23 protein-coding genes are annotated in these 25,606 nt (G+C 69.5%); 21 read left to right on the top strand and 2 right to left on the bottom strand.

Features of this window, described 5'->3' with window-relative positions:
* The first annotated feature begins 57 nt into the window (after positions 1 to 57).
* From O9271_RS09460 to O9271_RS09380, 17 genes are all read left to right on the top strand, one after another.
* Positions 58 to 1,698: a YifB family Mg chelatase-like AAA ATPase gene (locus O9271_RS09460; RefSeq protein ID WP_298268694.1), complete on the top strand. Its 1,641-nt coding sequence runs from the start codon at positions 58 to 60 to the stop codon at positions 1,696 to 1,698.
* Positions 1,699 to 2,122: 424 nt separating this feature from the next.
* Positions 2,123 to 2,749: a hypothetical protein gene (locus O9271_RS09455; RefSeq protein ID WP_298268692.1), complete on the top strand. Its 627-nt coding sequence runs from the start codon at positions 2,123 to 2,125 to the stop codon at positions 2,747 to 2,749.
* A gap of 228 nt (positions 2,750 to 2,977) precedes the next feature.
* On the top strand, positions 2,978 to 3,799 hold the full coding sequence (locus tag O9271_RS09450) for a hypothetical protein (protein ID WP_298268690.1): 822 nt from the start codon (positions 2,978 to 2,980) through the stop codon (positions 3,797 to 3,799).
* A gap of 7 nt (positions 3,800 to 3,806) precedes the next feature.
* Entirely contained in the window at positions 3,807 to 5,177 is a 1,371-nt protein-coding gene (locus O9271_RS09445; RefSeq protein ID WP_298268688.1) for a sigma-54 dependent transcriptional regulator, read from the top strand.
* Between the two features lie 21 nt (positions 5,178 to 5,198).
* A complete protein-coding gene (locus O9271_RS09440; protein WP_298268686.1) occupies positions 5,199 to 5,819 on the top strand; it encodes a hypothetical protein in 621 nt (206 codons plus the stop codon).
* Positions 5,820 to 5,846: 27 nt separating this feature from the next.
* Entirely contained in the window at positions 5,847 to 7,334 is a 1,488-nt protein-coding gene (locus O9271_RS09435; RefSeq protein ID WP_298268684.1) for an aldehyde dehydrogenase family protein, read from the top strand.
* A gap of 73 nt (positions 7,335 to 7,407) precedes the next feature.
* Positions 7,408 to 8,208, top strand: a complete 801-nt coding sequence (gene lepB / locus O9271_RS09430; protein WP_298268682.1) for a signal peptidase I — start codon at positions 7,408 to 7,410, stop codon at positions 8,206 to 8,208.
* A 180-nt stretch (positions 8,209 to 8,388) separates the two neighbouring features.
* Positions 8,389 to 9,249: an RNA polymerase sigma factor RpoD/SigA gene (locus O9271_RS09425; protein WP_298268681.1), complete on the top strand. Its 861-nt coding sequence runs from the start codon at positions 8,389 to 8,391 to the stop codon at positions 9,247 to 9,249.
* Positions 9,250 to 9,256: 7 nt separating this feature from the next.
* A complete protein-coding gene (locus O9271_RS09420; protein ID WP_298268679.1) occupies positions 9,257 to 9,757 on the top strand; it encodes a YajQ family cyclic di-GMP-binding protein in 501 nt (166 codons plus the stop codon).
* Between the two features lie 340 nt (positions 9,758 to 10,097).
* Positions 10,098 to 11,525: a 30S ribosomal protein S12 methylthiotransferase RimO gene (gene rimO / locus O9271_RS09415; protein ID WP_298268678.1), complete on the top strand. Its 1,428-nt coding sequence runs from the start codon at positions 10,098 to 10,100 to the stop codon at positions 11,523 to 11,525.
* On the top strand, positions 11,522 to 12,835 hold the full coding sequence (gene hemL / locus O9271_RS09410; RefSeq protein ID WP_298268676.1) for a glutamate-1-semialdehyde 2,1-aminomutase: 1,314 nt from the start codon (positions 11,522 to 11,524) through the stop codon (positions 12,833 to 12,835). Before rimO ends, hemL begins: the two co-directional genes overlap by 4 nt.
* 18 nt (positions 12,836 to 12,853) lie before the next feature.
* Complete coding sequence (locus tag O9271_RS09405) at positions 12,854 to 14,197, top strand: SpoIID/LytB domain-containing protein (protein ID WP_298268674.1); 1,344 nt, start codon at positions 12,854 to 12,856, stop codon at positions 14,195 to 14,197.
* A gap of 23 nt (positions 14,198 to 14,220) precedes the next feature.
* Positions 14,221 to 15,225, top strand: coding sequence for a Gfo/Idh/MocA family oxidoreductase (locus tag O9271_RS09400; protein ID WP_298268671.1), 1,005 nt, complete (start codon positions 14,221 to 14,223; stop codon positions 15,223 to 15,225).
* Between the two features lie 11 nt (positions 15,226 to 15,236).
* A complete protein-coding gene (locus O9271_RS09395; protein WP_298269312.1) occupies positions 15,237 to 16,550 on the top strand; it encodes a DUF4105 domain-containing protein in 1,314 nt (437 codons plus the stop codon).
* Complete coding sequence (locus tag O9271_RS09390; RefSeq protein ID WP_298268668.1) at positions 16,547 to 18,508, top strand: hydantoinase/oxoprolinase family protein; 1,962 nt, start codon at positions 16,547 to 16,549, stop codon at positions 18,506 to 18,508. Before O9271_RS09395 ends, O9271_RS09390 begins: the two co-directional genes overlap by 4 nt.
* Positions 18,509 to 18,539: 31 nt before the next feature.
* Positions 18,540 to 19,202 carry a uracil-DNA glycosylase family protein gene (locus O9271_RS09385; protein ID WP_298268665.1) on the top strand — a complete coding sequence of 221 codons (663 nt, stop codon included), beginning with the start codon at positions 18,540 to 18,542 and terminating at the stop codon, positions 19,200 to 19,202.
* Positions 19,199 to 20,788, top strand: coding sequence for a hydantoinase B/oxoprolinase family protein (locus O9271_RS09380; protein WP_298268662.1), 1,590 nt, complete (start codon positions 19,199 to 19,201; stop codon positions 20,786 to 20,788). The genes O9271_RS09385 and O9271_RS09380 overlap by 4 nt, the downstream gene beginning before the upstream one ends.
* On the opposite strand, the gene O9271_RS09375 is transcribed toward O9271_RS09380, so the two are convergent.
* Complete coding sequence (locus tag O9271_RS09375) at positions 20,777 to 21,655, bottom strand: MBL fold metallo-hydrolase (RefSeq protein WP_298268659.1); 879 nt, start codon at positions 21,653 to 21,655, stop codon at positions 20,777 to 20,779. The two genes, O9271_RS09380 and O9271_RS09375, sit on opposite strands and share 12 nt — an antisense overlap.
* Before the next feature lie 21 nt (positions 21,656 to 21,676).
* The gene (locus O9271_RS09370; protein ID WP_298268656.1) at positions 21,677 to 22,411 is read right to left on the bottom strand and encodes a Crp/Fnr family transcriptional regulator; all 735 of its coding nucleotides are present in this window, start codon (positions 22,409 to 22,411) and stop codon (positions 21,677 to 21,679) included.
* Positions 22,412 to 22,523: 112 nt separating this feature from the next.
* Between O9271_RS09370 and prfA the strand changes: the two genes are divergently transcribed.
* The 4 genes from prfA to tmk all read left to right on the top strand — a co-directional run bounded on the left by prfA (position 22,524) and on the right by tmk (position 25,604).
* Positions 22,524 to 23,594, top strand: a complete 1,071-nt coding sequence (prfA, locus tag O9271_RS09365; RefSeq protein WP_298268653.1) for a peptide chain release factor 1 — start codon at positions 22,524 to 22,526, stop codon at positions 23,592 to 23,594.
* On the top strand, positions 23,591 to 24,472 hold the full coding sequence (prmC, locus tag O9271_RS09360) for a peptide chain release factor N(5)-glutamine methyltransferase (protein WP_298268651.1): 882 nt from the start codon (positions 23,591 to 23,593) through the stop codon (positions 24,470 to 24,472). The genes prfA and prmC overlap by 4 nt, the downstream gene beginning before the upstream one ends.
* Before the next feature lie 63 nt (positions 24,473 to 24,535).
* A complete protein-coding gene (locus O9271_RS09355) occupies positions 24,536 to 24,886 on the top strand; it encodes a YlbF family regulator (protein ID WP_298268649.1) in 351 nt (116 codons plus the stop codon).
* 7 nt (positions 24,887 to 24,893) lie between these two features.
* Positions 24,894 to 25,604 carry a dTMP kinase gene (tmk, locus tag O9271_RS09350; RefSeq protein WP_298268646.1) on the top strand — a complete coding sequence of 237 codons (711 nt, stop codon included), beginning with the start codon at positions 24,894 to 24,896 and terminating at the stop codon, positions 25,602 to 25,604.
* The last annotated feature ends 2 nt before the right edge of the window (positions 25,605 to 25,606 follow it).

Below are 25,606 nucleotides of genomic sequence, written 5' to 3'. Positions count from 1 at the left end.
CCCAACGCCCAATTTTCCGGTGACACACGAACCGCATGGCGCGCCTACTGTTGCCCCATGCTTGCCGCCGCGCCTTCCGCCGCCGTACTGGGAATCGACGCCCTCGATGTGCTTGTCGAGGTGCATGTAGCCAACGGGCTGCCGCAGTGGACGCTCGTCGGGTTGGCGGCGACGGCAGTGAAGGAGAGCCGCGACCGCGTGCATGCGGCGCTGGCCAACAGCGGGTTCACCGTGCCGCCGCGTCGGGTCACGGTGAATCTGCAGCCCGGTGACCTGCCCAAAACAGGCACCGCGTTCGACCTGCCCATTGCGCTGGCGCTGCTGGCGGCGAGTGGTCAGCTCCCTGCGGAGTGCTTGCTCCAGACATGCGCTGTGGGGGAGTTGGGGCTCGACGGGCAGCTGCGGGCGGTGCGTGGGGTGCTTGCCGTGGCGCGGCATGTGGCGGCGACCGGCAACGCCCTGCTCATCGTGCCGCCGGATAATCTGGCTGAAGCGCTGCGCGTGCCCAACGCGCGTGCCATGGCGCCGCGCACCTTGGCGGAGCTGGTGGCGGCATTGCGTAGTGGCTCGGCGGCGGCCAGTCGGCGTCCCGCGTGTGGTGGTGGGAGCGCGGACGACGTCCCCGATCTGGCCGATGTGGTGGGGCAGGAGTTTGCCGTGCGGGCGCTGGAGATTGCGGCGGCGGGGGCGCACAACCTGTTGCTGGTTGGTCCTCCGGGTGCAGGGAAGACCATGCTGGCGCGGCGACTGCCCGGCATTCTGCCACCACTCGATGAGCAGGAAGCGCTGGAGGTGCTGGCCATTCACTCGGTGGCGGGGTTGCTGGGGGCGGCCGATCAGCAGCTGCTCAGTCGCGCGCGGCCATTTCGCGCCCCGCATCACTCCATCTCCACGGCGGGGCTCATTGGTGGCGGCGGCTGGCCGCGCCCCGGCGAGGTGAGTCTTGCGCATCACGGCGTGCTCTTTCTCGACGAGCTGTCGCTCTTCCCGCGCCACACGCTCGAGGCGCTGCGGCAGCCGTTGGAGGATGGCAGTGTGATCGTCGCGCGCGCGGCGCGGTCGCTGCGCTTCCCCTCGCGTTTCACCTTCGTGGCGGCCAGCAACCCGTGTCCCTGCGGCTACGCCGGCTGCGACGACCGTCCCTGTCGCTGTTCGGTGGCCGATCTCGAACGGCACCGGCAGCGCCTGTCGGGGCCGCTGGCCGATCGCATCGACCTGCACGTGCATGTGCAGCGGGTGCCGCCGCGGGCGCTGGCACAGCATGGCGCCGATGTGGAGGTGGAGCGCAGTGGCTCGGTCCGCGAGCGCGTGCTGCGCGCCCGGGCGCGGCAGCGCGAGCGGTACGCGCACACGGCCCACGCGACCGTGCTGTTGGCGCCGACGGGCGCTGTGGCAGCCGGCGCCGGGCCGGTTGCCGGGGCACCGGTGCTCACCAATGCCGCCGCGCCCGTGCGCCTCGTCGCGCCGGCGGCGCGGCTTGATCCCGCCGCGCGCGCGCTGCTCGTACGCGCGGCCGACCGGCTCATGCTCTCCGCCCGCTCGTATCACCGCGTGCTGCGCGTGGCGCGCACCATCGCCGATCTCGACGATATGGATGCCGTCATGCCGGCGCACATCGGCGAAGCGCTGCGCTTCCGGCCCGTGGATGATGCGGGTGGGGAACACGAATCAGGGATTCAGCGCGCGGCAATCACCTGAGGACCGCTTCGGCGTCGCAGGTGCAGCCCGTACCATGGTCGTCATGCCTTGCGGATGTACACCAAATGTTGTACAATAGGGAGCGACGATGAGTTTCTCGCTTGTCCGAAGGTCGCTCTGTCGGGCGCTTCGAACGGGAGCGTACGGTCATGTTCCTAGAGGCGAAATCGAAGCGAAGAACTGGCTTTCAACCGGTAGAGTGAGCCGTCAGGAGGTCGTGGAGTTGTTGCTGGCCTGCACTCCCGCGAATTACCGGCTTTCCGACCATCACGGAATTCCACGAATCAAGGTTCATGAGTTTACCGTGAACGCGACTGTGGCCGACCATACTCGGTGGTATCTCAAGTTCTTTTTTCAACCGAGCAGCCCCGTGCAGGGATGGAAGGTGTACAGCATTCACCCCAGCACGTGAGTGAGTGACCACATGAAATCGGTGGCGCATGACGACCTTGCAAGCCTCTTCTTCGTGGAGGGTGACACGACGCTGGACCTTTGCCTGTCCTGCGAGAAGGAAGTGATGGCGAGGTTCGCTTTGCGGACACTGCGACTCGAACAGAGCGGCGTGAGCGTGGACGGAGTGCTCGTGGCTGTCTGCCCCGAGTGCCAGCGGATCACGTCCATACCAGCGCAGTCTGAGCCTCGTCTGCGTGATGCACGTGAACGGGCGGCGGAAGATCGACTGGAGTCGCGCGTGACACAGGCTGCCGAAGATGCCTTTCGCACCATCGCACACGCGCTCTGCGCCGAGGAATCCGCCCTGCGGTCGAAGCTGGTCACGTACTATCTGCGGCAGCTGCAGCGCGAACCGGCATTGCTGGACCGCGTGCGGCGCTATGCAGAGGGAACCTTGGCGCGTGGCCCCCGCATGTTGCGCTTCGCCGCGCGCATTCAGCACGCCGACATTGACCCGGTGGCACGGCTGCTCCAGAGCCGAGGTGTCAGCCGGAGTGACTTGGCCATCGGCATCATCGGACTCGCCGCAAGCGACGTGCTGGTCGATGGATGCAACAGCCGTGCGGATGATCTTCGCGTGATTGCAGGCGCCCTGTGAGCGCTGGCGGTGATTGGCGCGGAGCGGCGATCCGGCCTGCGCGGCGCCGAGTGCCCTTGACGACCGTTCGCCGATAGCCACCGCGCACCCGCCAGACTGCCGTTGCGGTCACGGCTCACGTAGCTTCTGCACACGCTGTGGCCGCGCACGCTGCCGTGGTGCACGCTGGCCGTCGTCTCCCCCTCCTGCACAACGCCTGTGGGCTGTCTGACGCGAATCGGATGTGCCGTGGTCCTCGTGGTCGGTGGCGCGGTTGGCTACTGGCTGTACGGCGATCGCCTGCCGTCGGTCCTGTCCCGCGCCGCCTCCGGTGCCGCCGACAAGGTCACCGATGCCGCCGTGCGCACCAGCGAGCGGCTCGACAGCGAGGAGGGCGCCCGCATTGCCGCCGAACAGGAGGCGCGGCGCCGCGCGGCGCGCGAACGCCGCGACCGCGAGCTGGGGTGGGTGACCGTGAACGTCGATGCGCCGGTGGCGCCCAAGACCAACCCGCTCGCGCCGCTGCGCCGACGCAACGGCCCGGCCTATGTGTCGCTGGGCGCCAACGAGGTGGCGGGGTTGCTCGCGCCGCTCTTCGCGCAGCTGCCGGCATCGGCCATCACCGCCCAGGTGGCGCTCGACGGCGACCTGCTGCTGGTGCGCACCGCCGTGTCGCTGAGCGACTTCACCGGCCAGTCGGCCATTGGCGCCGTGCTGGGGAAGGCATTGGTCGGTGAGGACACGCTCTTTCTGGCCGGGCCGCTCGAACCGGTGCGCCCCGGGCTGGCGCAGTTCCGCGTGCAGGAGCTGCGCCTCAAGGGGATCGATGTGCCCACCCGCCTCATCCCCGGGCTCGTGAGCAGCCTGCGCGGGGCGGCACCGCGCCCCGGCGCGGAACGCCCCGGCGCGGAACGCCCCGGCGCGGCGGCGGTAGATAGCGCATCGGGTGCCGGTACGCTCGCTGCCGATGCGCTGCCGGTGCCGCTCCCCACGTCGGTCAGCGATGTCCGCGTGGTGAACGGCACGCTCACGCTGTACCGCGCCTCCACCTCCACTGCCCGCACCCCGTGATTCACTCATGAACCGTCGCGTCCTCGTCATCGACGACGAACCGGGAATTCGCCAGGCCCTGGGCCAGCTGCTGGAATACGAAGGGTTCGAGGTGAAAACGGCGAGTGGTGGCGCCGAGGGGATCACGCTGTACGATGCCTTCCGTCCGCAGCTCGTCTTTCTCGATGTGAAGATGGCGGGGCTCGACGGCCTCGAGGTGCTCAAGCGGCTGCGGCAGGCCGACCCCACCGCCACGGTGGTGATGATCAGCGGCCACGCCACCATCCAGACGGCGGTGGAAGCCACGCAGCTGGGCGCGTACGACATCCTCGAGAAGCCGCTCGATACCGATCGCGTGCTGGTGCTGCTGCGCAACGCGTTCGAGAACCGCACGCTCAGTGAAGAAAACGCGCGGCTGCGCGAAACGATCGAAAGCCGCTACGAGATCGTGGGGCGGTCGTTCGGCATTCGCGCGCTGCTCGATCGCATCGAGAAGGTGGCGGCCACGCCGGCGCGCGTGCTCATCACCGGGGAGAACGGGACCGGCAAGGAGCTGGTGGCGCGCGCCATCCACCGGGGGTCGCCGCGCGCCAAGAAGCCGTTCGTCGAGGTGAACTGCGCCGCGATTCCCAGCGAGCTCATCGAAAGCGAGCTGTTCGGGCACATGAAGGGCTCCTTCACCGGCGCGGTGAGCGATCGTGCCGGCAAGTTCGAACAGGCCGACGGCGGCACGCTGTTTCTCGATGAAATCGGCGACATGAGCGCCAACGCGCAGGCCAAGGTGCTGCGCGTATTGCAGGATGGCGTGGTCACGCGCATTGGTGGCAACAAGCCGGTGCAGGTGGATGTGCGGGTACTGGCGGCCACCAACAAGCAGCTCGAGGAGGAGATCGCCGCGGGGCGCTTTCGCGAGGATCTCTTCTATCGGCTCAACGTGGTGCCCATCACGGTGCCGGCGCTGCGTGAGCGGCGGGAGGACATTCCGCTGCTCGTCGTGCACTTCCTGCAGCAGCTGGCGGCCCGTGACGGCCTGCCGGCGCGCGGCATTACCGACGACGCGCTGCGCCGCCTGCAGGAGCTCGAGTGGCAGGGCAACGTGCGTGAGCTGCGCAATACGGTGGAGCGGCTGGTCATTCTGGCCAGTCACGCCACCATCGGCGCTCCCGACGTGGAGCGTCTGGTGGGGCGTCGGGCCACCGAATCGCCGGGGCTGGGGGGGCTGCTCGACATTGCCACCTTCGAGGAGTTCAAGCAGGCAGCCGAGCGGGCGTATCTGCTGGCCAAGCTGCGCCAGTTCGACTGGAACGTCTCGGAAACGGCACGCGCGCTGGACATGCCGCGCTCCAACCTGTACAAGAAGATCGAGCGCTACGCCCTGCAGCGCGAAACCGCCGAGTAGGGCGCCCACGTACGCTTCGTCATGACCGACTGGGACAAGGAACTCGCCAAGATCGACAAGCAGCTCGCGTCCATCTCCGACGACGAGCTGCTCAAGAGCGCCCAGCCGGTGGCGCCGGTCAAGGGCGCTCCCGCGCGCGCGCTGCCGGCGGGGGCGCCCAAGTCGGCGGCGCCCCAGGCGGGTGCGTTCCCCGCGGCCACGGTGCCCGGGGCGGGGAAGCCGTGGGTGTCGTGGGCCAAGGTGCTGGTGGCGGTGGCGGCGGCGGCGGGGCTCATGTTCTGGCCGTGGCCGGCGCGCTGCGGGGCGCCGCTCGTGGGCTTCACGGCGGCCACCGGGGGCGTGGCGCTGCTGGGGCTGTGGAGCGCCTTGGGCACATGGCGGCATCGTCTGGGGCTGGCGCATGTGGCCTCGCTGCTCGTGACCGTGTGGGGGCTGGCGCTGGGCGCGCGCGAAGTGCTGCCGCGCGTGGGCTACGCCGTGCCGACCGCCGTGCGCCCGGGGCAGTGGAGCTGCGACGGCCTGCCGGCGCTGCCCGGCAACCCCGGTGTGACCCCGGGCACCGACGGTACGCCGTCGACGCTCCCTGTGTCACCGGCCCCGGCCGGATTGCTCCCACCGGGGCGGAGTGGCACCACGCTCTAGTCCGGTCGGTCGGCTACATTTGCAGGTATGACCACCACCTACCGGAACTTCATTGGCGGCCAGTGGATTGCCCCCTCCACCGGCGCGTACTTCGAAAATCGCAATCCTGCCGATCAGCAGGATCTGATCGGGCTCTTCCCCGCCTCCGGCGCCTCGGACATCGAGGCCGCCGTGGCCAGCGCCCGTCGTGGCTTCGAGCAGTGGAAGCGGACGCCGGCCCCGGCGCGCGGCGACGTGCTGCGACGCGTGGGCGACCTGCTGGCCGCGCGCAAGGAAGAACTCGCCGACCTCATGACGCGCGAGATGGGCAAGCCGCTGGCGGAAACGCGCGGGGATGTACAGGAAGGCATCGATACCGCCTACTACGCCGCCACCGAGGGGCGCCGCCTGTTCGGGCACACGGTGCCCAGCGAGCTCGCCAACAAGTGGGCCATGAGCATGCGCCGCCCCATTGGCGTGTGCGGGCTCATCACCCCGTTCAACTTCCCGCTGGCCATTCCCACCTGGAAGGCCTTCCCGGCGCTGCTCTGCGGCAACGCGGTCATCCTCAAGCCCGCCGAAGATGTACCGCACACGAGCACGGTGCTGGTGGAGGTGCTGCTGGAGGCGGGGCTGCCCCCCGAGGTCATCCAGCTGGTGCACGGTATGGGTGAGGTGGTGGGCAAGGCGCTGGTGGAGCACCCGCAGGTGCCGGTCATTTCGTTCACCGGCAGCACCGAGACGGGGCGGTTCGTGGGTGAGACCTGCGGCCGCATGCACAAGCGGCTGAGCCTCGAAATGGGCGGCAAGAACGCGCAGATCGTGCTCGACGACGCCGACCTCGATCTGGCGCTCGACGGCGTGCTCTGGGGCGCCTTTGGCACCACCGGGCAGCGGTGCACCGCCACCAGCCGTCTCGTGCTGCAGGAGAGCATTCACGACGCCTTCGTGGCGCGCCTCGCCGAACGGGCGCAGGCGCTGCGTCTGGGCGACGGGCGCCGTGCAGGGACCGACGTGGGACCGCTGGTGAACGAAGCGGCGCGCGAGAAGGTGGAGCGGTACATCACGATCGGTCGCGAGCAGGGGGCCACCCTCGTGTGCGGCGGCGCCCGCGCCACCGGCGGCGATCTCGATCGCGGGTTCTTCTTCCAGCCCACCATCTTCACCGGGGTCACCGCAGGGTCGCGCCTCGACCAGGAGGAGATCTTCGGCCCGGTGCTGAGCGTGATCAAGGTGAAGGATGCCGCTGAAGCCTTCGACGTGAACAACGGGGTGCGCTACGGGCTCTCCAGCTCGGTGTATACGCGCAACGTGAACGTGGCCTTCCGGGCGCTGCAGGAGCTCGACAACGGCATCACGTACGTGAACGCGCCCACCATTGGTGCCGAAGCGCACCTCCCCTTTGGCGGCGTCAAGGAAACCGGCAACGGGCACCGCGAGGGGGGCTGGGAAGTGTACGAGTTTTATTCGGAAACCAAGGTGGGATACGTGGACTACTCGGGCGCGTTGCAGCGTGCGCAGATCGACAATTACTGAGGTACGCGCATGACGCACCGGACCGGGTGGTGACCACGGGGCAGGGGCGCCATGCCCGTGGTGTGTGCGCCCGGTGAACCGGGACCGGCGCAACGAGGCGCTGCGCGCGGCCAACCGGCCGCGTCGCGGCGTGCGGCTCCCGTCGTGGGGGGCGCGCGGTGCCACCAGCAGTCGGGCGGCCGGCGGCCGCAGCGGAGCGGGGCGCGCCGCCGGCTGGCTCGGCATCCTGCCGCTGGCGCTGCTGCTCTTCCTGTTCCTCCGCACCTTCGTGGTGGCAGCCTTCCGCATCCCGTCGTCGAGCATGGAGCGCACGCTCCTGGTCGGCGATTTCCTGCTCGTGAACAAGTGGGTGTACGGCGCGGAGATTCCGCTGCTGCGCCGTCGTCTGCCGGCGTTCCGTGAGCCCCGGCATGCCGATGTGATCGTGTTCGACTGGCCCGTCGATCCCGACAAGGCCTTCGTGAAGCGTCTGGTGGGGCTGCCCGGTGACACGCTGCAGATGGCGCAGGGTGTGCTGCAGCGCAACGGCGTGGCGGTGGCCGAACCCTATCTCACGCGCGCCACCGCCGCGCGCGGGCCCGGGGCGGCCGGAACCAACGGCGCCATCGGCACCGCCAATGCGGGGGAGCCCGACGTGCAGGTGGGGGCACCACGCGACAGCTGGGGGCCGCTGGTGGTGCCGCCGCGCCACTTCTTCGTGCTCGGTGACAATCGCGCCAATTCGCTCGACAGCCGCTACTGGGGATTCGTGCCCGAGTCGCAGCTGCGCGGCGCGCCGTGGTTCGTGTACTTCAGTTTCACCCCCGACTCCACACAGGTGGCCCCGTGGCTCACGCGCATTCGCTGGGCGCGACTCGGAACGACGGTCCGATGATTTCCGGCCTGTTCCGGTCACCGATTTCACGCGCGGAGTCGTTGACGAACGCCCTCATCCCGGTCAGCCTTATATCAGCTGGCGGGTGGTAACGCGTCGGCGACGGCACCACGACGGACACCGCGTTTCCCTCCTGCGCGGTGGATACCATGAGCCACTCAGCACCCGAGCCGGTCGAACATGGCGGTTACTCCCCCGAAAAAGAAGGCGTCGTACGAGGAAGGCTCCCTCGATCAGTACCTGCGCGACATCAGTGCATATCCGCTCATTTCCCGAGAGGAAGAAGCCGAGCTGGCACGACGCATTCGCGTAGGGGATCAGGATGCGCTCGACAAGCTGGTCCGCTCCAACCTGCGCTTCGTTGTCAGCGTCTCCAAGAAGTACCAGAATCAGGGCGTGTCGCTCTCCGACCTGATCAACGAGGGCAACCTTGGCCTCATTCGGGCGGCTCACAAGTTCGACGAGACCAAGGGGATCAAGTTCATCTCCTACGCGGTGTGGTGGATTCGTCAGGCCATCCTGCAGGCACTCGCCGAGCAGTCGCGCATCGTACGGGTCCCGCTCAACCGCGCCGGCACATTGCACCGTATCGGCAAGCGCGCCAACGCCCTGCTGCAGGAGCTGGGGCGTGAGGCCACGCACGCGGAAATCGCCGACGGCATGGACATCACCGAGGAGGAGGTGGCCAAAACCATGTCCATCTCGCAGGTGCACCTGTCGCTGGATGCGCCGCTCACGCCGGGAGAGGACAACCGGCTGCTGGATTACCTGCCCGACACCCAGAACGCCAACCCCGAAGACCAGACCTTCGAGAAGGCGCTCGTGGAGGCGATCGAGGAATCACTCGGCAGCCTCAAGGAGCGCGAAGCGAAGATCCTGCGCCTGTACTTCGGCATCGATGAGACCGAGCCCATGACGCTCGAGGAAATCGGCTCGCAGCTGGGGATCACGCGCGAGCGGGTGCGGCAGATCAAGGAGAAGGCGCTGTCCCGTCTGCGGCACGTGAGTCGCGCCAAGTCGCTCGAAAGCTTCCTCGGCTGACCCCATCATGGCTTCCACATACTCGTTCGACGTCACCACCGGCTGCGACCTGCAGGAGGTGGACAATGCGGTCAATCAGGCGCAGAAAGAGGTTGCGCAGCGCTTCGACTTCAAGGGCTCGCAGGTGCTCATCGAGTTCAAGCGCACCGACAACCTCATCAAGCTCGAAGCCGAAGGCGAGATGCGGCACACCGCCCTCGTGGACGTGCTGCGCGGCAAGCTGGTGAAGCGCGGTGTGAGCGTGAAGAATCTCGAGTTCACCGACCCCAAGCCGGGCAGTCACGAGATCCTGCGCAGTGAAGTGAAGCTCAAGATGGCGCTCGACGCCGAAACCGCGAAGAAGGTGACGGCGGCCATCAAGGAGGCGAAGCTGAAGAAGATCACGGCGAGCATCCAGGGCGAGCAGGTACGCGTCTCGAGCCCCGACAAGGACATGCTGCAGGAGTGCATCGCCCTGCTGCGTCAGGGCGAGTTCGGCGTGGAGCTGCAGTACGGCAACTTTCGCTGAGCGACGCGCCCCGACGACTCCGCTCACCCCGTTCGCTGCTCTCTTCGGGGGTGGCCGTGCGCTCCGCTTCGTCGCTCCGCTCCTTCGCTTCGCGCCGGCGTCACCCCCTCAGGGATCCGCTCACGGGGCGGCGGAGCCGCCGGGGCTGCATCACTCGTGTGGCGGCATCACGCGAGGCCAGCACGCGCACAGCTCGCGACGCTCCTCTCCGCGCCCCGCACGGCCACCCCCGAAGCAAGCCGCGAGTGGGGTGAGCGGGACTCCCGTGGCGTCTCGCACGCGAAACAACCGGAGCCACCCGGGGCGTGTCCATCACCCCCGAACCCGCTATGATTCCCGGATGCTCAAGTTCGGCCTGGTCACCCTCGGGTGCGACAAGAATACGGTAGACTCCGAGCGGTATCTCGCCGACCTCGTCGCGAATGGCGCCGAGCCAGTGCAGAACCTCGGCGACGCCGATGTGATCGTGGTGAACACCTGCGGCTTCATCGATGCGGCCAAGGCCGAAAGCATCGAGGCCATCGTGGACGCCGCCCGCCTCAAGGACGACGGGCAGGTGAAGGCCGTCTTCGCCATTGGCTGCATGGTAGAGCGCCACAAGAGCGAGCTGCTCGAAGCGCTCCCCGAGGTCGACGTCTTTCTTGGCAACTCCGAGACCGACCGTCTGGTACCGGAACTGGTGGAGCGCGGGCTGCTGGGCGGCTCACTGGTGGAGCACCCCGGCGTGCGCCTCTTTGGCGGCGACCTGCCGCACGTGCGCTACCTCAAGATCTCCGAAGGGTGCGATCACGGCTGCGCCTTCTGCGCCATTCCGCTCATGCGCGGCAAGCACCGCAGCTTCGCCTTGCCCGACCTGGTGCGCGAGGCGCAGCTGCTGGAGGCGCAGGGGGCGCGAGAGATCAACCTCGTGGCGCAGGATCTCGCCCACTACGGGCGCGACCGCCGCGACGGTACGGCGCTCCCCGAGCTGCTCGAAGCGCTCGTGCGGGAGACCAGCATTCCGTGGCTGCGCAACATGTATCTCTACAGCACCGGCATCACGCCGCGGCTGCTCGAGGTCATCGCGGCCAACGACCGCATCGTGCGCTGGCTCGATACCCCCATGCAGCACGGCAGCGATGCGGTGCTGGCGCGCATGCGGCGCCCCGAGCGGCAGAAGACTATTCGTGAGCGCCTGGCGAGCTATCGGGCCATCGTGCCCGATCTGGCCGTGCGTACCAGCGTCATCGTGGGCTTCCCGGGCGAAACGGAGAGCGACTTTCTCACGCTCTGCGACTTCCTCGAGGAGATGCAGTTCGACCGGGTGGGGGTGTTCACCTACTCCCCTCAGGAGGGCACGCGCGCGTTCGCCATGGACGACGACGTGGCTGAGAGCATCAAGCAGGAGCGCAAGGAACGCATCGAGGAGCTGCAGCGCGGCATCACCGCGTCGCGCTACGAGCGGTTCCTGGGGCGCGAGGCCCGCGTCCTGGTGGAACGCGCCGGCGATGCCCCCGATCTGTGGGTGTGCCGTGCGCCGTGGCAGGCCGACGACATTGACGGTCTGATGCACGTGACCGTGCCGTCCACCCTGCTGGCGGACGGGGTACGCCCGGTCCCCGGCGCCTTCGTTGACGTGCAGGTCGAGCAGGTCGTCGACGATTACGATTTCACCGCCTCGCTGCTGCGCGTTGCCGACGCGCCGGCGGTGGCCCCTTCGGTCCGCTCCACCCGCGCCCTGCCGCTGGTGGGCATCGACACCTCTTCCGCCGGGAGTTTTGGCCGATGACGATCCCCTCGCCGCTGCTCACCACCAACGCGCGTTCCGCCGACATCATGGCGCGGGCGCGCGGTCGTTTTCCCGGCGGGGTCAACTCGCCCGTGCGCGCCTTCCGCGGCGTGGGCGGCGAACCGTTCGTGGCCGCGCGCGGCAAGGGGGCGCGCGTGTGGGATGCCGACGGCAACGAGTACATCGACTACGTGCTCAGCTGGGGGCCGCTCGTCCTCGGCCATGCCCCCGACGTTGTCCTCGACGAAGTGGCGCGCGTGATGCAGCTGGGCACGAGCTTCGGCATGCCCACGGAGCGCGAGGTCGAGCTGGCCGACATGATCGCCGCGCGCATGCCGCACCTGGAAATGGTGCGCTTCACCAGCAGCGGCACCGAAGCGGCCATGAGCATTGCGCGGCTGGCGCGCGCCATCACGAAGCGGGAGTACATCCTCAAGTTCGAAGGGTGCTACCACGGCCATGCCGACGCCTTTCTGGTGAAGGCGGGGAGCGGGGTGGCCACGCTGGGGCTCCCCGACAGCCCGGGGGTGCCGGAGGCACTGGCCAAGCTCACGCTGACCTGTGCGTACAACGACCTCGAAGCGGTGGAGCGCATCGCGCGCGAGGTCCCGCTGGCGGCGATCATGCTGGAGCCCGTCGTGGGCAATGGGGGCTACATCGAGCCCACGGAACAGTTCATTCCCGGGCTGCGACGGATCGCTGACGAAACGGGGGCCCTGCTCGTCTTCGATGAGGTTATGACCGGCTTCCGCATTGCCTATGGTGGCGCCGCCGAGCGCTTTGGTGTGACCCCCGATCTCACGGCCCTTGGCAAGGTGATCGGGGGCGGCCTGCCTGTGGCCGCCTACGGTGGCGCCCGGAAGTTCATGGAGCACATCGCCCCCACGGGCCCGGTGTATCAGGCCGGTACCCTCTCGGGCAATCCGCTGGCCATGGCCGGCGGCCTGGCCACGCTGCGCGCGCTCACGCGCGAGGTGCACGACGGCATCACCGCGCAGACGGCGGCGCTGGTGCAGGGGATGCGCGAGATCGCCGCGCGGCACGGGGTGCCGTTCACGGCGAGCCACAGCGGCTCCATGTGGGGCTTCTTCTTCCATGCGGGGCCGGTGCGCACCTTCGAGGAGGCCAAGCAAAGCGACGTGGCCCTCTTCCGCCGCTTCTTCCATGCGGCACGCCGTCGCGGCGTGAGCCTCGCTCCCAGCGCCTTCGAAGCGGCTTTCATGTCGGCGGCGCACGGCCCGGCGGAAATCGTCGAGACGCTCACGCGGCTCGACGATGCGCTTGGCGCCGCGCTGGCCGAGCGGGACTGACGTCGTGCCGCCGCGGTCATGACCCTCGACGTGCGCAGCGGGCTGCGCCTGCTCGTCCCCGCGGTCTTTGGCGGGGTGGTCATGACGTCGGCGGCCATGGTGGCGTGCGCGCCCACCGGGAGGGCCCCGGGTGCGCCCACGCCCGCCGCCGAGCCCCCGGTCGCGCGGGCCGAAGCGCCCGGGCGGTTGGCGAACGACCGCGTGGCGCTCGTCTCGCTCAGCGCGCGCACGCGGGAGGCGCCGGTGAGTGCCACCGGGCGCTGGCGCATCGACGAGCAGGGCGGGCGTGTGCAGCTGGTGCGCGGACGCGGCGACGAACCGTGGCGCATTGAACAGAAGAATGGCCTGCTGCGTGTTGCCGGTGATGGCGGTGACGCCACCCCCTGGCGCGAGGGCCCGTTCGTGGCGCGTCCGCTCGACAATGCGCTGCTGCGCTACGGGACGCGCCGCTATCGCGGCGAACTCGTGTTCACGGCCACCGACAGCGGGGTGATGGTGGTGAACCGCCTGCCGGTGGAGGACTACCTGCGCGGGGTGGTGCCGCTCGAACTGCCGGTGCGCAATCCGGCCGAGCGGGCGGCGCTGGAGGCGCAGGCCATCGCGGCGCGCAGCTATGCGTACGTGCGGGTGCCCGGGGGCATGGTGGAGGCGCCGGTGAGCGGCTTCAACCTCGTGTCCACCGTACAGAACCAGGTGTACGGCGGCGCCGATGCGGAGCATCCGGTGGTGAACGAGGCCATCGACCGCACGGCCGGGCTGGTGCTTCGTTACAACGGCCTCATCGTCGATGCACCCTATTCGTCGAGCTGCGGGGGGCGGAGTGCCACCCCCAGCGAGGCGTGGAAGGGGGCGCGCGATGAGCCGTATCTGCAGAACGTCGACGATCTCGACCCGCGCACCGGCAAACCGTACTGCGACATTTCGCCGCGCAACCACTGGCACGCCGAGTTCGACGAGGGGCAGCTGCGGGAGATCGTGCGCCGGGCCCTGCAGGCGGGCGGGGCTGCCGAGCCGCGGCCGGCGGCGGTGCACTCCTTCACGGTGCCGGGCCGCAGCCGCTCCGGGCGGGCGGCGAGCGTGGTGCTGCGCACCGAGCGGGGCGACGTCACCATCGCGGCGCGCGACATCCGGGCCGTGATGCGCGATGCGCGTGGCGCGATCCTGTCCAGCACGTATTTTTCGGTCGAGCGCGGGTCGCGCGGCGGTGGGCGCCTGCGGGGGCTTTCGCTGCGTGGCGCCGGCCACGGCCACGGAGTGGGGATGTGTCAGTGGGGGGCAATCGGCCGGGCACGGGCCGGGGCCGATGCCCGCGAGATCCTGCGTCATTACTATCCGGGGACCGTCGTCGGCTTCGCCGACTGATCTGTTTCTCCCCGGAGGCGTGAATGAAGGACGGCGTACGCATCGCCGTCGTCGGCACGGGTGCCATTGCCCAGCTGACGCACATCCCTGTTCTCTCCAAGCTGCGCGGTGCCCAGCTCGTTGCCCTGTGTGACAACGACGCCGCCAAGGCGCGCGCGCTGGCCGACCGGTTCGGGGTGCCCGACGTCTTCACCGACTTCGAGGAGCTGCTCGACAGCGACGCGCTCGACGCGGTCGTCATTGCCACCCCCAATCACCTGCACGAGCCGCACGTGCTGAGTGCGCTGCGCAAGAAGCTGCACGTGCTCTGTGAGCGGCCGCTGGCGCTGACGTCGCGCGGCATCGAGCGATGCCTGGCGGCGGCGCAGAAGGCCGACGTACGGCTGGTGGTGGGGCACAATCACCGCTTCCGCAGCGACACGCAGGCCCTCGACCAGTTCATCCGCAACGGTGAACTGGGGCAGGTGACCAGCATTCGCTGCGGCTCGCTGCAGGTGAAGAAGAACGCCGACGGCTGGCGCAATCGTCGCGCCGAGTCGGGCGGTGGGGTGTTTCTCGAGCACGGCTTCCCGCTGCTCGACCTCGCCCTGTGGTTGGCCGACGGGCCGGCGCCGGTGCGCCTGTCGTCGAGCATGCGGCGCGGCCGCGGCGCTGGCGCGGTGGAAGACGCCATGCAGCTGTTCCTCGAGTGCGCCAATGGCATGGTGCTCAACATTGACGTGTCCTGGTCGTACGTGGGTGACGAAGACCGCTGGTGGTTCGAAGTGCACGCCACACGTGGCTCGGCACGGCTCGCCCCGTTGCGGGTGACCAAGGAGCTCAACGGCCGCGCGGTGGATGTGTCGCCCAGCGGTGCCGGTGTGCGCGAGAGTCCGTTCCTGCAGAGCTATCGCGCCGAAATTGCGCACTTCCTGGCCGTCATCCGCGGGGAAACGCCGTACGAGCCGCCCACCGATCAGGTGGCCGTGCAGAAGATCGTCGAAGCCATATACAAGGCCGCCGACGACGGCAAGGAAGTCCGGTTCTGAACGCCGTGACGATGCGTGTGAATGCGTGGACGCGCCGTGTTGCCTTCGCCGTGAGCGTGGCAGCCGGCGCGCTCTGCGTTGCCGTGGGCGCGCCCTCGCCGCTGCAGGCGCAGGGCAACGGCGCGCCGCTCCCCGACAACGTGGCGCAGACGCCGCCGCCGCCGCCGTTGGGGGCTGACGCCGCACTCGACAGCGCGCGGGCGCAGCGCGGGGCGACGCTGCAGTTCACCCTCTACACCTACGGCCCGGGCGACGAAGTCTTCGAGCGTTTCGGACACATCGCGCTGGCGGTGACCGACGCGAACACGGGTGAGGACACCGCGTTCAACTGGGGCATGTTCGACTTCGAATCGCCTGACTTTTACACGCGCTTCCTCACCGGTGACACGCGCTACTGGATGGCCGGCTACCGCACCTTCGAGTTCAATGCAGCGTACCAGGCACAAAACCGCACCATCCGCAAGCAGGTGCTGAATCTGTCGCCCGTGCAACGCGGCGCGCTGTACGACTTCGTGGCGTGGAACGCGGCCGAAGCCAACAAGTACTACCGCTACGACTACTACAACGACAACTGCAGCACCCGCGTGCGTGATGCGCTCGATTGGGTGTGGCGCGGCGCGCTCCGGACGGCGCTCGACAGCACCAGCGGGCATCACACGTGGCGTGGCGAAACGGCGCGCATTACGGCCGACAACCTGCCCGTGTACGCCGGCATCCAGATCGCGCTGGGGCGCAACGCCGACCGGCACCTCACGCGCTGGCAGCTGGCGTTTCTCCCCGAGTATTTCGCCGACGACCTCGCGCGTATTCGGGTGAACGGCGCCTCGGTCATCACGCAGGACACCGTGTTGTTCACGGCCGATCGGATACCCATGCCTGAAGACGCGCCCGATCGTGTCATGCCGTACCTCGCTGTGGGGCTCGCCCTCGGTGTCCTCGTGTTCCTGCTCGGACGCGTGTCCCCGGCGGCACTCGGCGTGTTCGGCGTGGTGTGGTACGGTATGGGAGGCCTTCTGGGCACCGCGCTGCTGCTCGCGGGCACGGTGACCAAGCATGTGCCGTACATGGGGAGCAATCTCAATCTCACCATCCTGTCGCCGCTGCTGCTGGCCGCCGCCGCCACGTGGTATTGGCGCGGCCGCGCCTCGCGCGCGGGTCGCGCCGGGCGTGCCCTCGCCGTGGTGGTGGCGGTCATCGCGCTGGTGGGGCTCGTGCTCATGCACTTCCCCCGCTTCACGCAGGGAAGCATGCTGCTCTTCATGACCATGGTCCCGGTGCATACAGCGCTCGCCATCGCGGCCTCGGGGAGGCGGAGCGCCGCGTGAGTCACGAATCGCGCGTGGCCGTGGGCATCGACGTGGGCGGCACCTTCACCGATCTCGCCGCCCTGCACGACGACGGCACCGTGCATACAACCAAGGTGCTGAGTGTCCCCGCCGATCGCGCACAGGGGGTGCTCGACGCGCTGTCGGCAGCGCGGTTGCCCCCCGACCGCCTGGCGCACATCGCCCACGGTACCACGGTGGTGACCAACCTGCTGCTCGAACGCCGAGGGGCGCCTGTCGTGGCCTGCGCCACGCAGGGCTTCACCGATGTGCTCGAACTGCGGCGGCAGGAGCGCGCCGCGCTGTACGATCTGGCGCAGCAGCATGTGGCCCCGCTGGTGTCGCGTGAGCAGGTGGTGGGGGTGCCGGAGCGCATCGTGCCCGAGGGGGTCGTGACCCCGCTCACCGATGCCGCGCTCGAGCGGGTGGTGCATGAGGCGCTGGAGAAGGCCAACGCATCGCACGCCGAAACCATCGCGATCACGCTGCTGCATGCCTACGGCGAGCCAAAGCACGAGCAGCGATTGGCCGAGGCGCTGCGCCTCGAAATTGCCCACCGCGGGCTCGCGCTCGACGTGGTCACGAGCCATGAGGTGCTGCCGGAGATCCGCGAGTACGAGCGCATGGCCACTACCGTAGCTGAGGCGTACGCGCGTCCGGCGGTGCGCCGATATCTCGCCGGCCTTTCGGGCCGTCTCGCGGCGCACGGCTATCCCGCGCCGCGGGTGATGACGTCGGCGGGAGGGACGCTCGAGGCACACGAGGCGGCGCAGCATGCGGCGGCGTTGGCGCTGAGCGGCCCCGCGGGGGGCGTGACCGGTGCGGCGGCCATCGCGGCGGCGCTCGGCGTGTCGCGCGCGCTCACCATCGACATTGGCGGCACCAGCGCCGATGTGGGGCTCATCGTCGACGGCGAGCCGCTGGTGGAGCGCGGTGGAGGGGTGGCCGGCATTCCCATTGCGCTGCCACGCGTGCTCGTGGAAGCGGTGGCCGCTGGTGGTGGCAGCATCGCGTGGCTCGACGATGGCGGTGCTCTGCGCGCCGGTCCCGAGAGCGCGGGCGCTGCACCAGGGCCGGCGGCCTACAACCGCGGTGGCGAGCGTGCCACCGTGACCGATGCACACGTGGTGCTCGGTACCATCGCCGCCGGTGATTGGAGCGGTGGCGTGCACATCAGCCGTGAGCGCGCGGTGGCCGCCGTGGCGCGCATCGCCGAGCCGCTTAACGTGTCGGTGGAGCGCGCCGCCGAGGCCATCATCGCCACCGCCGATGCCACGATGGCGCGCGCGTTGCGCCGCGTGAGTGTGGAGCGCGGGGTGGACCCCCGCACCATTCCGCTCGTGGCCTTTGGCGGCGGCGGGCCACTGCACGCGTGCGGCCTCGCCGAACGCCTCGGCATGCGGCAGGTCATCGTGCCACCGCATGCGGGTGTCCTCAGCGCCGTAGGACTCGCGCTTGCCCCGGAACGCCGCGAGCAGCTCACCAGCTGCGTCGTGCACGCTGATGCGCTGAGCGACGACGCCCTGGCCGCGCTGCTCACCGACAGCGCCACGCGCCTCGGCGGCGACTCGGCCCCGCTGGCAACGCGCTGGTGGCTGCGCAGTCGCTACGTGGGTCAGGGGTACGAGCTGGACATTCCGGTGCAGCCAGGCGACCGCGTGCCCGAGGTGGCCGCGCGCTTCGCGGCGCGACACGATGCGCGCGTGGGCTTCACGCTCGACCGAACGGTGGAGTTCATCAGCGTGCGAACCACACGCAGCAGTGCTCCCTGGCCGGTGCAGTTCGCGCGCCGGTCGGGGCACGGCACCCTGCCGCACGACATGGATGACGGACGCGCCATGGAGCGAACATTGCGCGGGGCCGCCGTGGTGCGACTCCCCGACGCCACCATGCGCGTGGCGCCAGGATGGACGGCGCGCGCGCTCGACGTTGGTGGCTGGCTGCTGGAGCTTACATGATCGGGACACACGCCATGGGTGAAGGGCGAGCATGAGCGCGCAGCGGGTCAACATCGGCCGCATTCTGGGGACGCCCGTGCCCATGCTGCTTCCGCCGGAGGGTGCGGTGCATGTACTGATCGTGGGGGAAGCGCCGGGGCCGCGTGGCGCCGACAAGAGCGGTGTGCCCTTCTTCGGTGACGCCGCCGGCAAGCATCTCTACGGCGCGCTGCAGCGACTGGGGGCTGTGGTGCTGCCCCCTGAGGTCGACACGCTGCCGTGGGATGGCGCCGCATTCACATCGGCAGGCCTCGCACCAATCGCACACGGTGTGGCGCTCGGCAACGCCTTCGACCGGTGCCCGAGCGACGATGGTGCGTCGTTTCGGGCGCCCCTTCGCAGCGAACTCGAGAGCCCCCGCAACCTGTCCCGGCTCAACCGCGACCTTGACCAGCTGATGACGCACGGGCTCAAGGGCATCGTCACGCTGGGGCGCGTGGCCACGCGCACCGTCGACGTGCTGCTCACGCAGAACCCGCGGCCCGCGCTGGCGCGGCGGGCGTTGCCGCACCCATCGGCGCAGGGGCTGCTCTCCATGGCGCCCGACCGCGGCAAGGGCGCGAAGATGGCGGCGTTGCAGGAGGTATGGATGGTGCGCTGCCAGTTTGCCATCATGCAGGCCGGCTATCCCGCTCCCCCGGAGGCGTTGTCGTGACCCCCTCCACCACGGCATCGGGCACCTTCGATGCGCTCGAGCTCACCGTCTTCTCGCAGGGCGTGGCCATGCTGGCCGAGGAGATGGGCGGGCTGCTCGAGCGCAGCAGCATTTCGCCCAACATCCGCGAGCGGCGCGATGCTTCCTGCGCGCTCTTCGACGCGGCGGGGCGCATGGTGGCGCAGGCGGCGCACATTCCCGTGCATCTGGGCGCCATGCCCGAGTCGGTGGCAGCGGTACGCGCCGCCGGGGCGCGCGCCGGTGACCTGTTTCTGCTCAATGACCCGTCGCACGGTGGGTCGCATCTCCCCGATCTCACCATGGTCGAGGTCATCGCGCATCCGCAGGATGCCGAGCGCATCATCGGCTATGCGGCCGTGCGTGCGCACCACGCCGACGTGGGGGGGATGAGTCCCGGCAGCATGCCGTTCGGTGCCACCGAGCTGTACCAGGAAGGTCTCATCGTGCCGCCGGTGCGCCTCGAAGTGCAGGGCGTACTGCAGCGCGATCTGCTGGCGCTGCTGCTGGCCAATGTGCGCACCCCTGCCGAGCGTGAGGGCGACCTGCGCGCGCAGCGGGCGGCGTGTGCCGCGGGGCGTGTTGGGTGGCAGGCGCTGTTCCTGCGGCTTGGCGAGCAGTCGCTGACCGCTGCCGTGGACGCGCTGCTCGATTACACCGAGCGACGGGTGCGTGCACGACTCGCGCTCCTCGATGGCGCGGAGGGGCATGCCGCCGACGCGCTCGAAGGCGATGGCGTAAGCGACGAGGCGATTCCCGTGGTGGTACACGCGCGCGTGGAGCATGGCACGTTGCACCTCGACCTCACGGGCACGTCGCCCGCTGTGCGCGGCAACGTGAACGCGCCCCCCGCTGTGGCGCGGGCGGCCGCGGTGTTCGTGTTGCGGGTGCTCTGCGACGACGATGTGCCGGTGAACGACGGCGTGGCGCGCGCGCTGGCGCTCACCATTCCCGATGACTGCGTGGCGAATGCGAAGCGGCCGAGCGCCGTGGCAGCGGGCAACGTGGAGCTGTCGCAGCGTCTGACCGATGTCTGCTTTGCGGCGCTCGCGCAGGCGGCGGCGCGCATCGGCGTGCACGATCTCGTGATCCCCGCCTGCGGTCAGGGCACCATGAACAACGTCACCTTGGGCGCGCCTGGTTGGAGCTTTTACGAAACGCTGGGGGGCGGGCAGGGGGCCACGTGGCGGGGCCCGGGCCCCGATGCTGTGCACGTGGGCATGAGCAACACCCGCAACACCCCCGTGGAGAGCCTCGAACGCGCTTACCCGCTGCGCGTGGTGGAGTATGCGGTGCGCCGCGGCAGCGGTGGAGCCGGCACGCACGGTGGCGGTGATGGGGTGGTGCGCCGTTATCAGGCGCTCGTGCCGTGCACGGCCACGCTGCTCACCGAGCGGCGGCGTGTGGCGCCGCCGGGGGCCAACGGTGGCGCCGCCGGTGCCACAGGGCGCAACCGGCTCAACGACCAGCCGCTCCCCGCCAAGACGCGGGTGGCCATGCAGCCTGGCGACGTGCTGACCATCGAAACCCCGGGCGGTGGTGGCTGGGGCCCGGGGCTACACCGCTAGCGCCAACCCTTCCCAGGCGGCCAGCACGCGCAATGGCGCGCCTTCACGGCTCACAAACGTGCGGCACTCGTCGAGCATACGCTCCACGCCGTCGTCGTCGCGGTCGGGATGATGATGAAACAGCACCAGCGTGCGGGCGCCGCATTCGAGAGCCAGCCGGGCTGCTTCGAGATGTGACGAGTGCCCCCATCCGATGTAGCGCGCCAACTCCTCGTCGCGATAGGTCGCGTCGTGCACCAGAATGGGCACGTCAGCCAGAAAGTCGCACAGTGCCCGTCGCCACGCACGCACGGCCTCGGCCCCGTCGTGATACGACAGCTCATTATCGGGGGCGTAGGCCACGAGCGGGCCGGCGTCGTCATCGAGACGAAAGATGGCCGCCTCCCCCGGATGCCGCGCCGTGAAGCGACGGACGGTCAGCGATCCCGCGAGCGGATCGCGGCAGACGTCCCATTCCATGATGTCGAGCCGCGTGCTCATGCCGTCGACATACGGAAACAGGGGGGGCGTGAGCATGCTCCGGGTGAACGCGGCCAACGATTCCGCCTCGCCGTCGCCGCCGCAGACGCGAATGCGCGGCGTGCGATTGAAGAGCGGGGCGAAGTGCGCCAGCCCCAGCACGTGATCGCTGTGGCGATGGGTGAGGAACAGGTGAATGGGCGCCGTATGCCCGCTCTCCACGAGCTGCGCCCCGAGGGCGCGAATGCCCGACCCCGCGTCGAGGATGATGAGCGCCCCGTCGGCGCCCCGCACTTCGACGCACGGCGTGTTGCCCCCGTACCGTACGGTACGCGGGCCCGGCGAGGGGCAGGTGCCGCGCGTGCCCCAGAATCGGATGCGGGCGCGTGGAGGGACGCTGGCCGCCATGTTGGAACGACGCGCTCGCGCTCAGAGGCGCGGGCGCGCCCTGGCTTCCAATGCCGTCCGGTCGGTGACCGTGACGAGGCGCCGTTGCACCGAAATGATCCCCTTCTCCTGGAACTCGGCCATGGCCCGCGAGACCGTCTCCCGGCTCGCGCCGATCATCTGTGCGATGACCTGATGGGTGAGCTGCTTGACCAGCGTGGCCGGTTCACCGGGCGTGGCGTGTTCGAGCAGCACCTTGGCCACACGGCCGGGCACGTCGAGCAGCACGAGGCTGCCAATGGTGCCGTCTGCCTGCCGCAGTCGCCGCGACAGCTCCACCATGAGCCCCCACGCCACCTGCGGGCTCTGCTCCACCTGCCGGCGGAAATCGGCCCGGCTCAGCATGAGCAGGCTGCTCGCCTGCGTGGCGATCACATGGGCGGAACGTGGCCGCCCGTCAATGAGCGCCAGCTCGCCGAAATGGTCGCCCACATTGAGCACGTTCAGGATGACGTCGCGTCCGTCCTCCCCAGCCAGGACGACCTTGACCTCTCCCGAGCGCACCACGAAGAGGGAATCGCCCGGGTCGCCTTCGGCCACGATCATGGCCCCCTTGCTGAACTTGCGTTCGCGGGTGTACTCGGCGAATCCGCGAACGGCAGCGCGGTCGAGCTCCCGGAACAGGGGCACGGTGCTCAGGAAGTCGGTGATCCGGTCGAGCGAAACGCTCATGGTAGACGGCGTGTAGCGCATCGGCGGCGTTCTGAAAGTGACCATGATTCCTGCACCTCGCCTGTTGTATCTTTGGGGCTTCCGTACAGTAGCGTAACCACGCACGGCAACCAGCCGCTGTGACTGATATCACGCAACTCGTCCCATCTCAATTCGCATGCTGAGCCACCTCCGCGACCGTATGGTCGATGCGCTTCGTCGCGCCACCGAAGTGGAGCAGCTGCTTGCCGATCCCGAGACCACCAGGGACGCGCCGCGGCTGGCCGAGCTGGGGCGCGAGCACCATCGTCTCGCCGAGGTGGTGGTAAAGGCGACCCGCCTGACCAAGGCCGAGCAGGAACTGGCCGAGGCGCGCGAGCTGGCCAATGGCGACGACCCCGAGTTCGCTGCCGAGGCCCGCGCGGAGGTGGCGCGACTCGATGCCGAGGTGGACGAGCTGCAGAAGGCGCTGTTGCCGTTGCTCATCCCCCGCGACCCGCTCGACGACCGCCCCGCCATCGTGGAAATCCGCGCCGGTACCGGCGGCGACGAAGCCGCCCTCTTTGCCGGCGACCTGCTGCGTCTCTACACGCGGTTCATCGAGCGGCGCGGCTGGCGCATCGAACACATTTCGTACTCCGACGGGGCCATGGGCGGCGTCAAGGAGGCGGTGTTCAAGGTCATCGGGGACGGGGCCTTCGGCATGCTGCGCTGGGAAAGCGGCGTGCACCGGGTGCAGCGGGTTCCGGCCACCGAATCGCAGGGGCGCATTCACACGTCGGCGGCTACGGTGGCGGTGCTCCCCGAGGCGGAGGAGGTCGACGTGCGCATCGAGGACAAGGACCTGCGCATCGATGTCTTCCGGTCATCGGGGCCCGGTGGACAGAGCGTGAACACCACCGATTCGGCGGTGCGCATCACGCACATTCCCACCGGGATCGTGGTGTCGCAGCAGGACCAGAAGTCGCAGCTGCAGAACAAGGCCAAGGGCATGGAAGTCCTGCGGGCGCGCCTGCTCGACCTGCGGCTCTCCGAGCAGGAAGCCGAACGCTCACGGCTGCGCAAGTCGCAGGTGAGCACCGGTGACCGATCGGCCAAGATCCGCACCTACAACTTCCCGCAGGGGCGCGTGACCGATCATCGGGTGGGGGTCACGCTGTACGACATCGACGGGGTGATGAACGGTGACATTGGCGGGTTCATCGACGCCATCCAGTTGGCCAACGCCGAGGAGAGCCTCGCCGGGTGACGCTGCGTGAGGTGGTCCACCGCGTGGTCGCCCTCATCGGCGAGTGCGCGGCGCTCGAGCCGGAGGTGCGGGCCGACGCGGCGCGCGAAGGGCGGGTACTCGTGGCCGGTGTGCTGCAGCTGTCCACCGGCGGCCTCGCCCACCGGATGCTCGTGGAGCCCGCCCTGCGTGCGGGAGAGGCCGATGCCATCGAGCAGGCGCTGCACCGGCGACTGCGCGGCGAACCGCTCGCGTATGCGGTGGGGCACGCCGCCTTCCGCGACCTCGTGCTGCAGGTCGATCAACGCGTGCTCATTCCGCGACCGGAGACGGAGCTGGTGGTGGAGGCGGCGCTGCGCGTCACGGCTGGCCGGCCCGGTGGGGTGGCCGTGGATATCGGTACCGGCTCCGGTGCCATCGCGCTGGCCCTGGCCACTGAGGGGCGTTTCGACCAGGTCCTGGCCACCGACCTGTCGGCCGACGCGCTGGCCGTGGCCCGGGCCAACGCCGAACGGCTCCTGCGGCCGTCTCACCCCCCGGTGGAGCTCCGCCACGGGGCGGATCTGGCGCCACTCGGCGGCGTCCAGGCCCGTGTGATTGTCTCCAATCCCCCGTACATTGCGTACGACGAGGCGGCGGCCCTGCCGGCCTCCGTGCGCGACTGGGAGCCCCCCGTGGCCCTCTTCGCGGCGCAGGGCGGGTTGGCGCGGTACGAGGTGCTCGTGCACGGGGCACGTGCGCATCTCGAAGGTGGCGGGTGGCTGGTGCTCGAACTCGACGCCAACCGCGCCGCCCCGGTGGCGGCCATGGCCGCTGCCGCGGGGTACGAGCAGGTGCAGGTGGCACAGGATCTCGCAGGACGTGACCGGGTGCTGCTGGCGCAATCGCCGGCAGCGTAGTGGCAGCATCGCGGGTTCCGGGGGCGCATTCACGCAGCTCTACACGGCCGGGAGGCCGGCACCATGCTTGAAGACAAGGCGAAGGACCTCGGCCGATCGATCGGCCAGAGCAACGAATACAAGGCCGTCAAGCGTTCGAGCGAAGCGCTCAACAACGACCGCGAGGCCACGACGATCCTGCGGCAGATGGAAAAGATCCGCACCGACGCGCAGTCCATGATCGACCGTGGCGAGGAGCCCACCGGCGAGATGGAGCAGCAGCTCGACGCGCTCCTCCAGCAGGTACAGGGGAATCCGGCGTACCAGGCGGCCATCTCGGCGCAGGACAACTTTGACAAGCTCATGCTGCGCGTGAACCAATGGATCGCCGACGGCATTCGCACCGGTGCCACCAGCCAGATCATCCTTGGCTGAGCCGGTGATGGTGCCGGACAACGGGGCCGGCGAGCACGCGCGCGGCCTTTTTCTGGTGCTCGAGGGGGGTGAGGGGGTGGGCAAGACCACGCAGTGGACGCGTCTTGCCGACACCCTGCGCGCCGTGGGCCACGATGTGGTGGCGGTGCGGGAGCCCGGCGGCACGGCGGCCGGCGATGCCATTCGCGCCCTGTTGCTCGACCCCGCCAGTGAACTGGCACCGGAAAGCGAGGCGCTGCTCTTCGCCGCGTCGCGCGCGCAGCTGGTGCGCGATGTGGTGATTCCCGCCCTCGGGCGCGGGGCCGTCGTGCTGGTCGATCGCTTCCTGCTCAGCACCTACGCGTATCAGGGGGCCGGGCGGGGCCTCGCCGAATCGTCGCTGCGCGCGGTGAACGCCCTGGCCACGCAGGGGGTGGCTCCCGACCTCACGCTGCTGCTCTCGGTGCCTGTCGAGGTGGCGCAGGCGCGCCTCGAGGTGCGTGGGCCGGCCGATCGCATGGAGCAGGAGGATGCCAGCTTTCACCAGCGGGTGCGGGAGGCCTTCGACGCCGCGCTTGCCGCCGACTGGCAGGCGGCCCATCCGGAAATCGGGCCGGTCATGGCCATCGACGCCGACCGCCCGGTGGATGTGGTGACGGTGCGGTGCCTCGAGGCGCTGGTGGCCCAGTGGCCGGTCCGCTTTGCCTCGGCCGCCACGGCGGCACTTGGCGCGCTCTGAGT

The sequence above is a fragment of the Gemmatimonas sp. genome (assembly GCF_027531815.1).
In the GTDB taxonomy this organism is placed as follows: domain Bacteria; phylum Gemmatimonadota; class Gemmatimonadetes; order Gemmatimonadales; family Gemmatimonadaceae; genus Gemmatimonas.
Note: the sequence above shows the minus strand (reverse complement) of the source record. Positions and strands in the feature narration are given on the sequence as shown.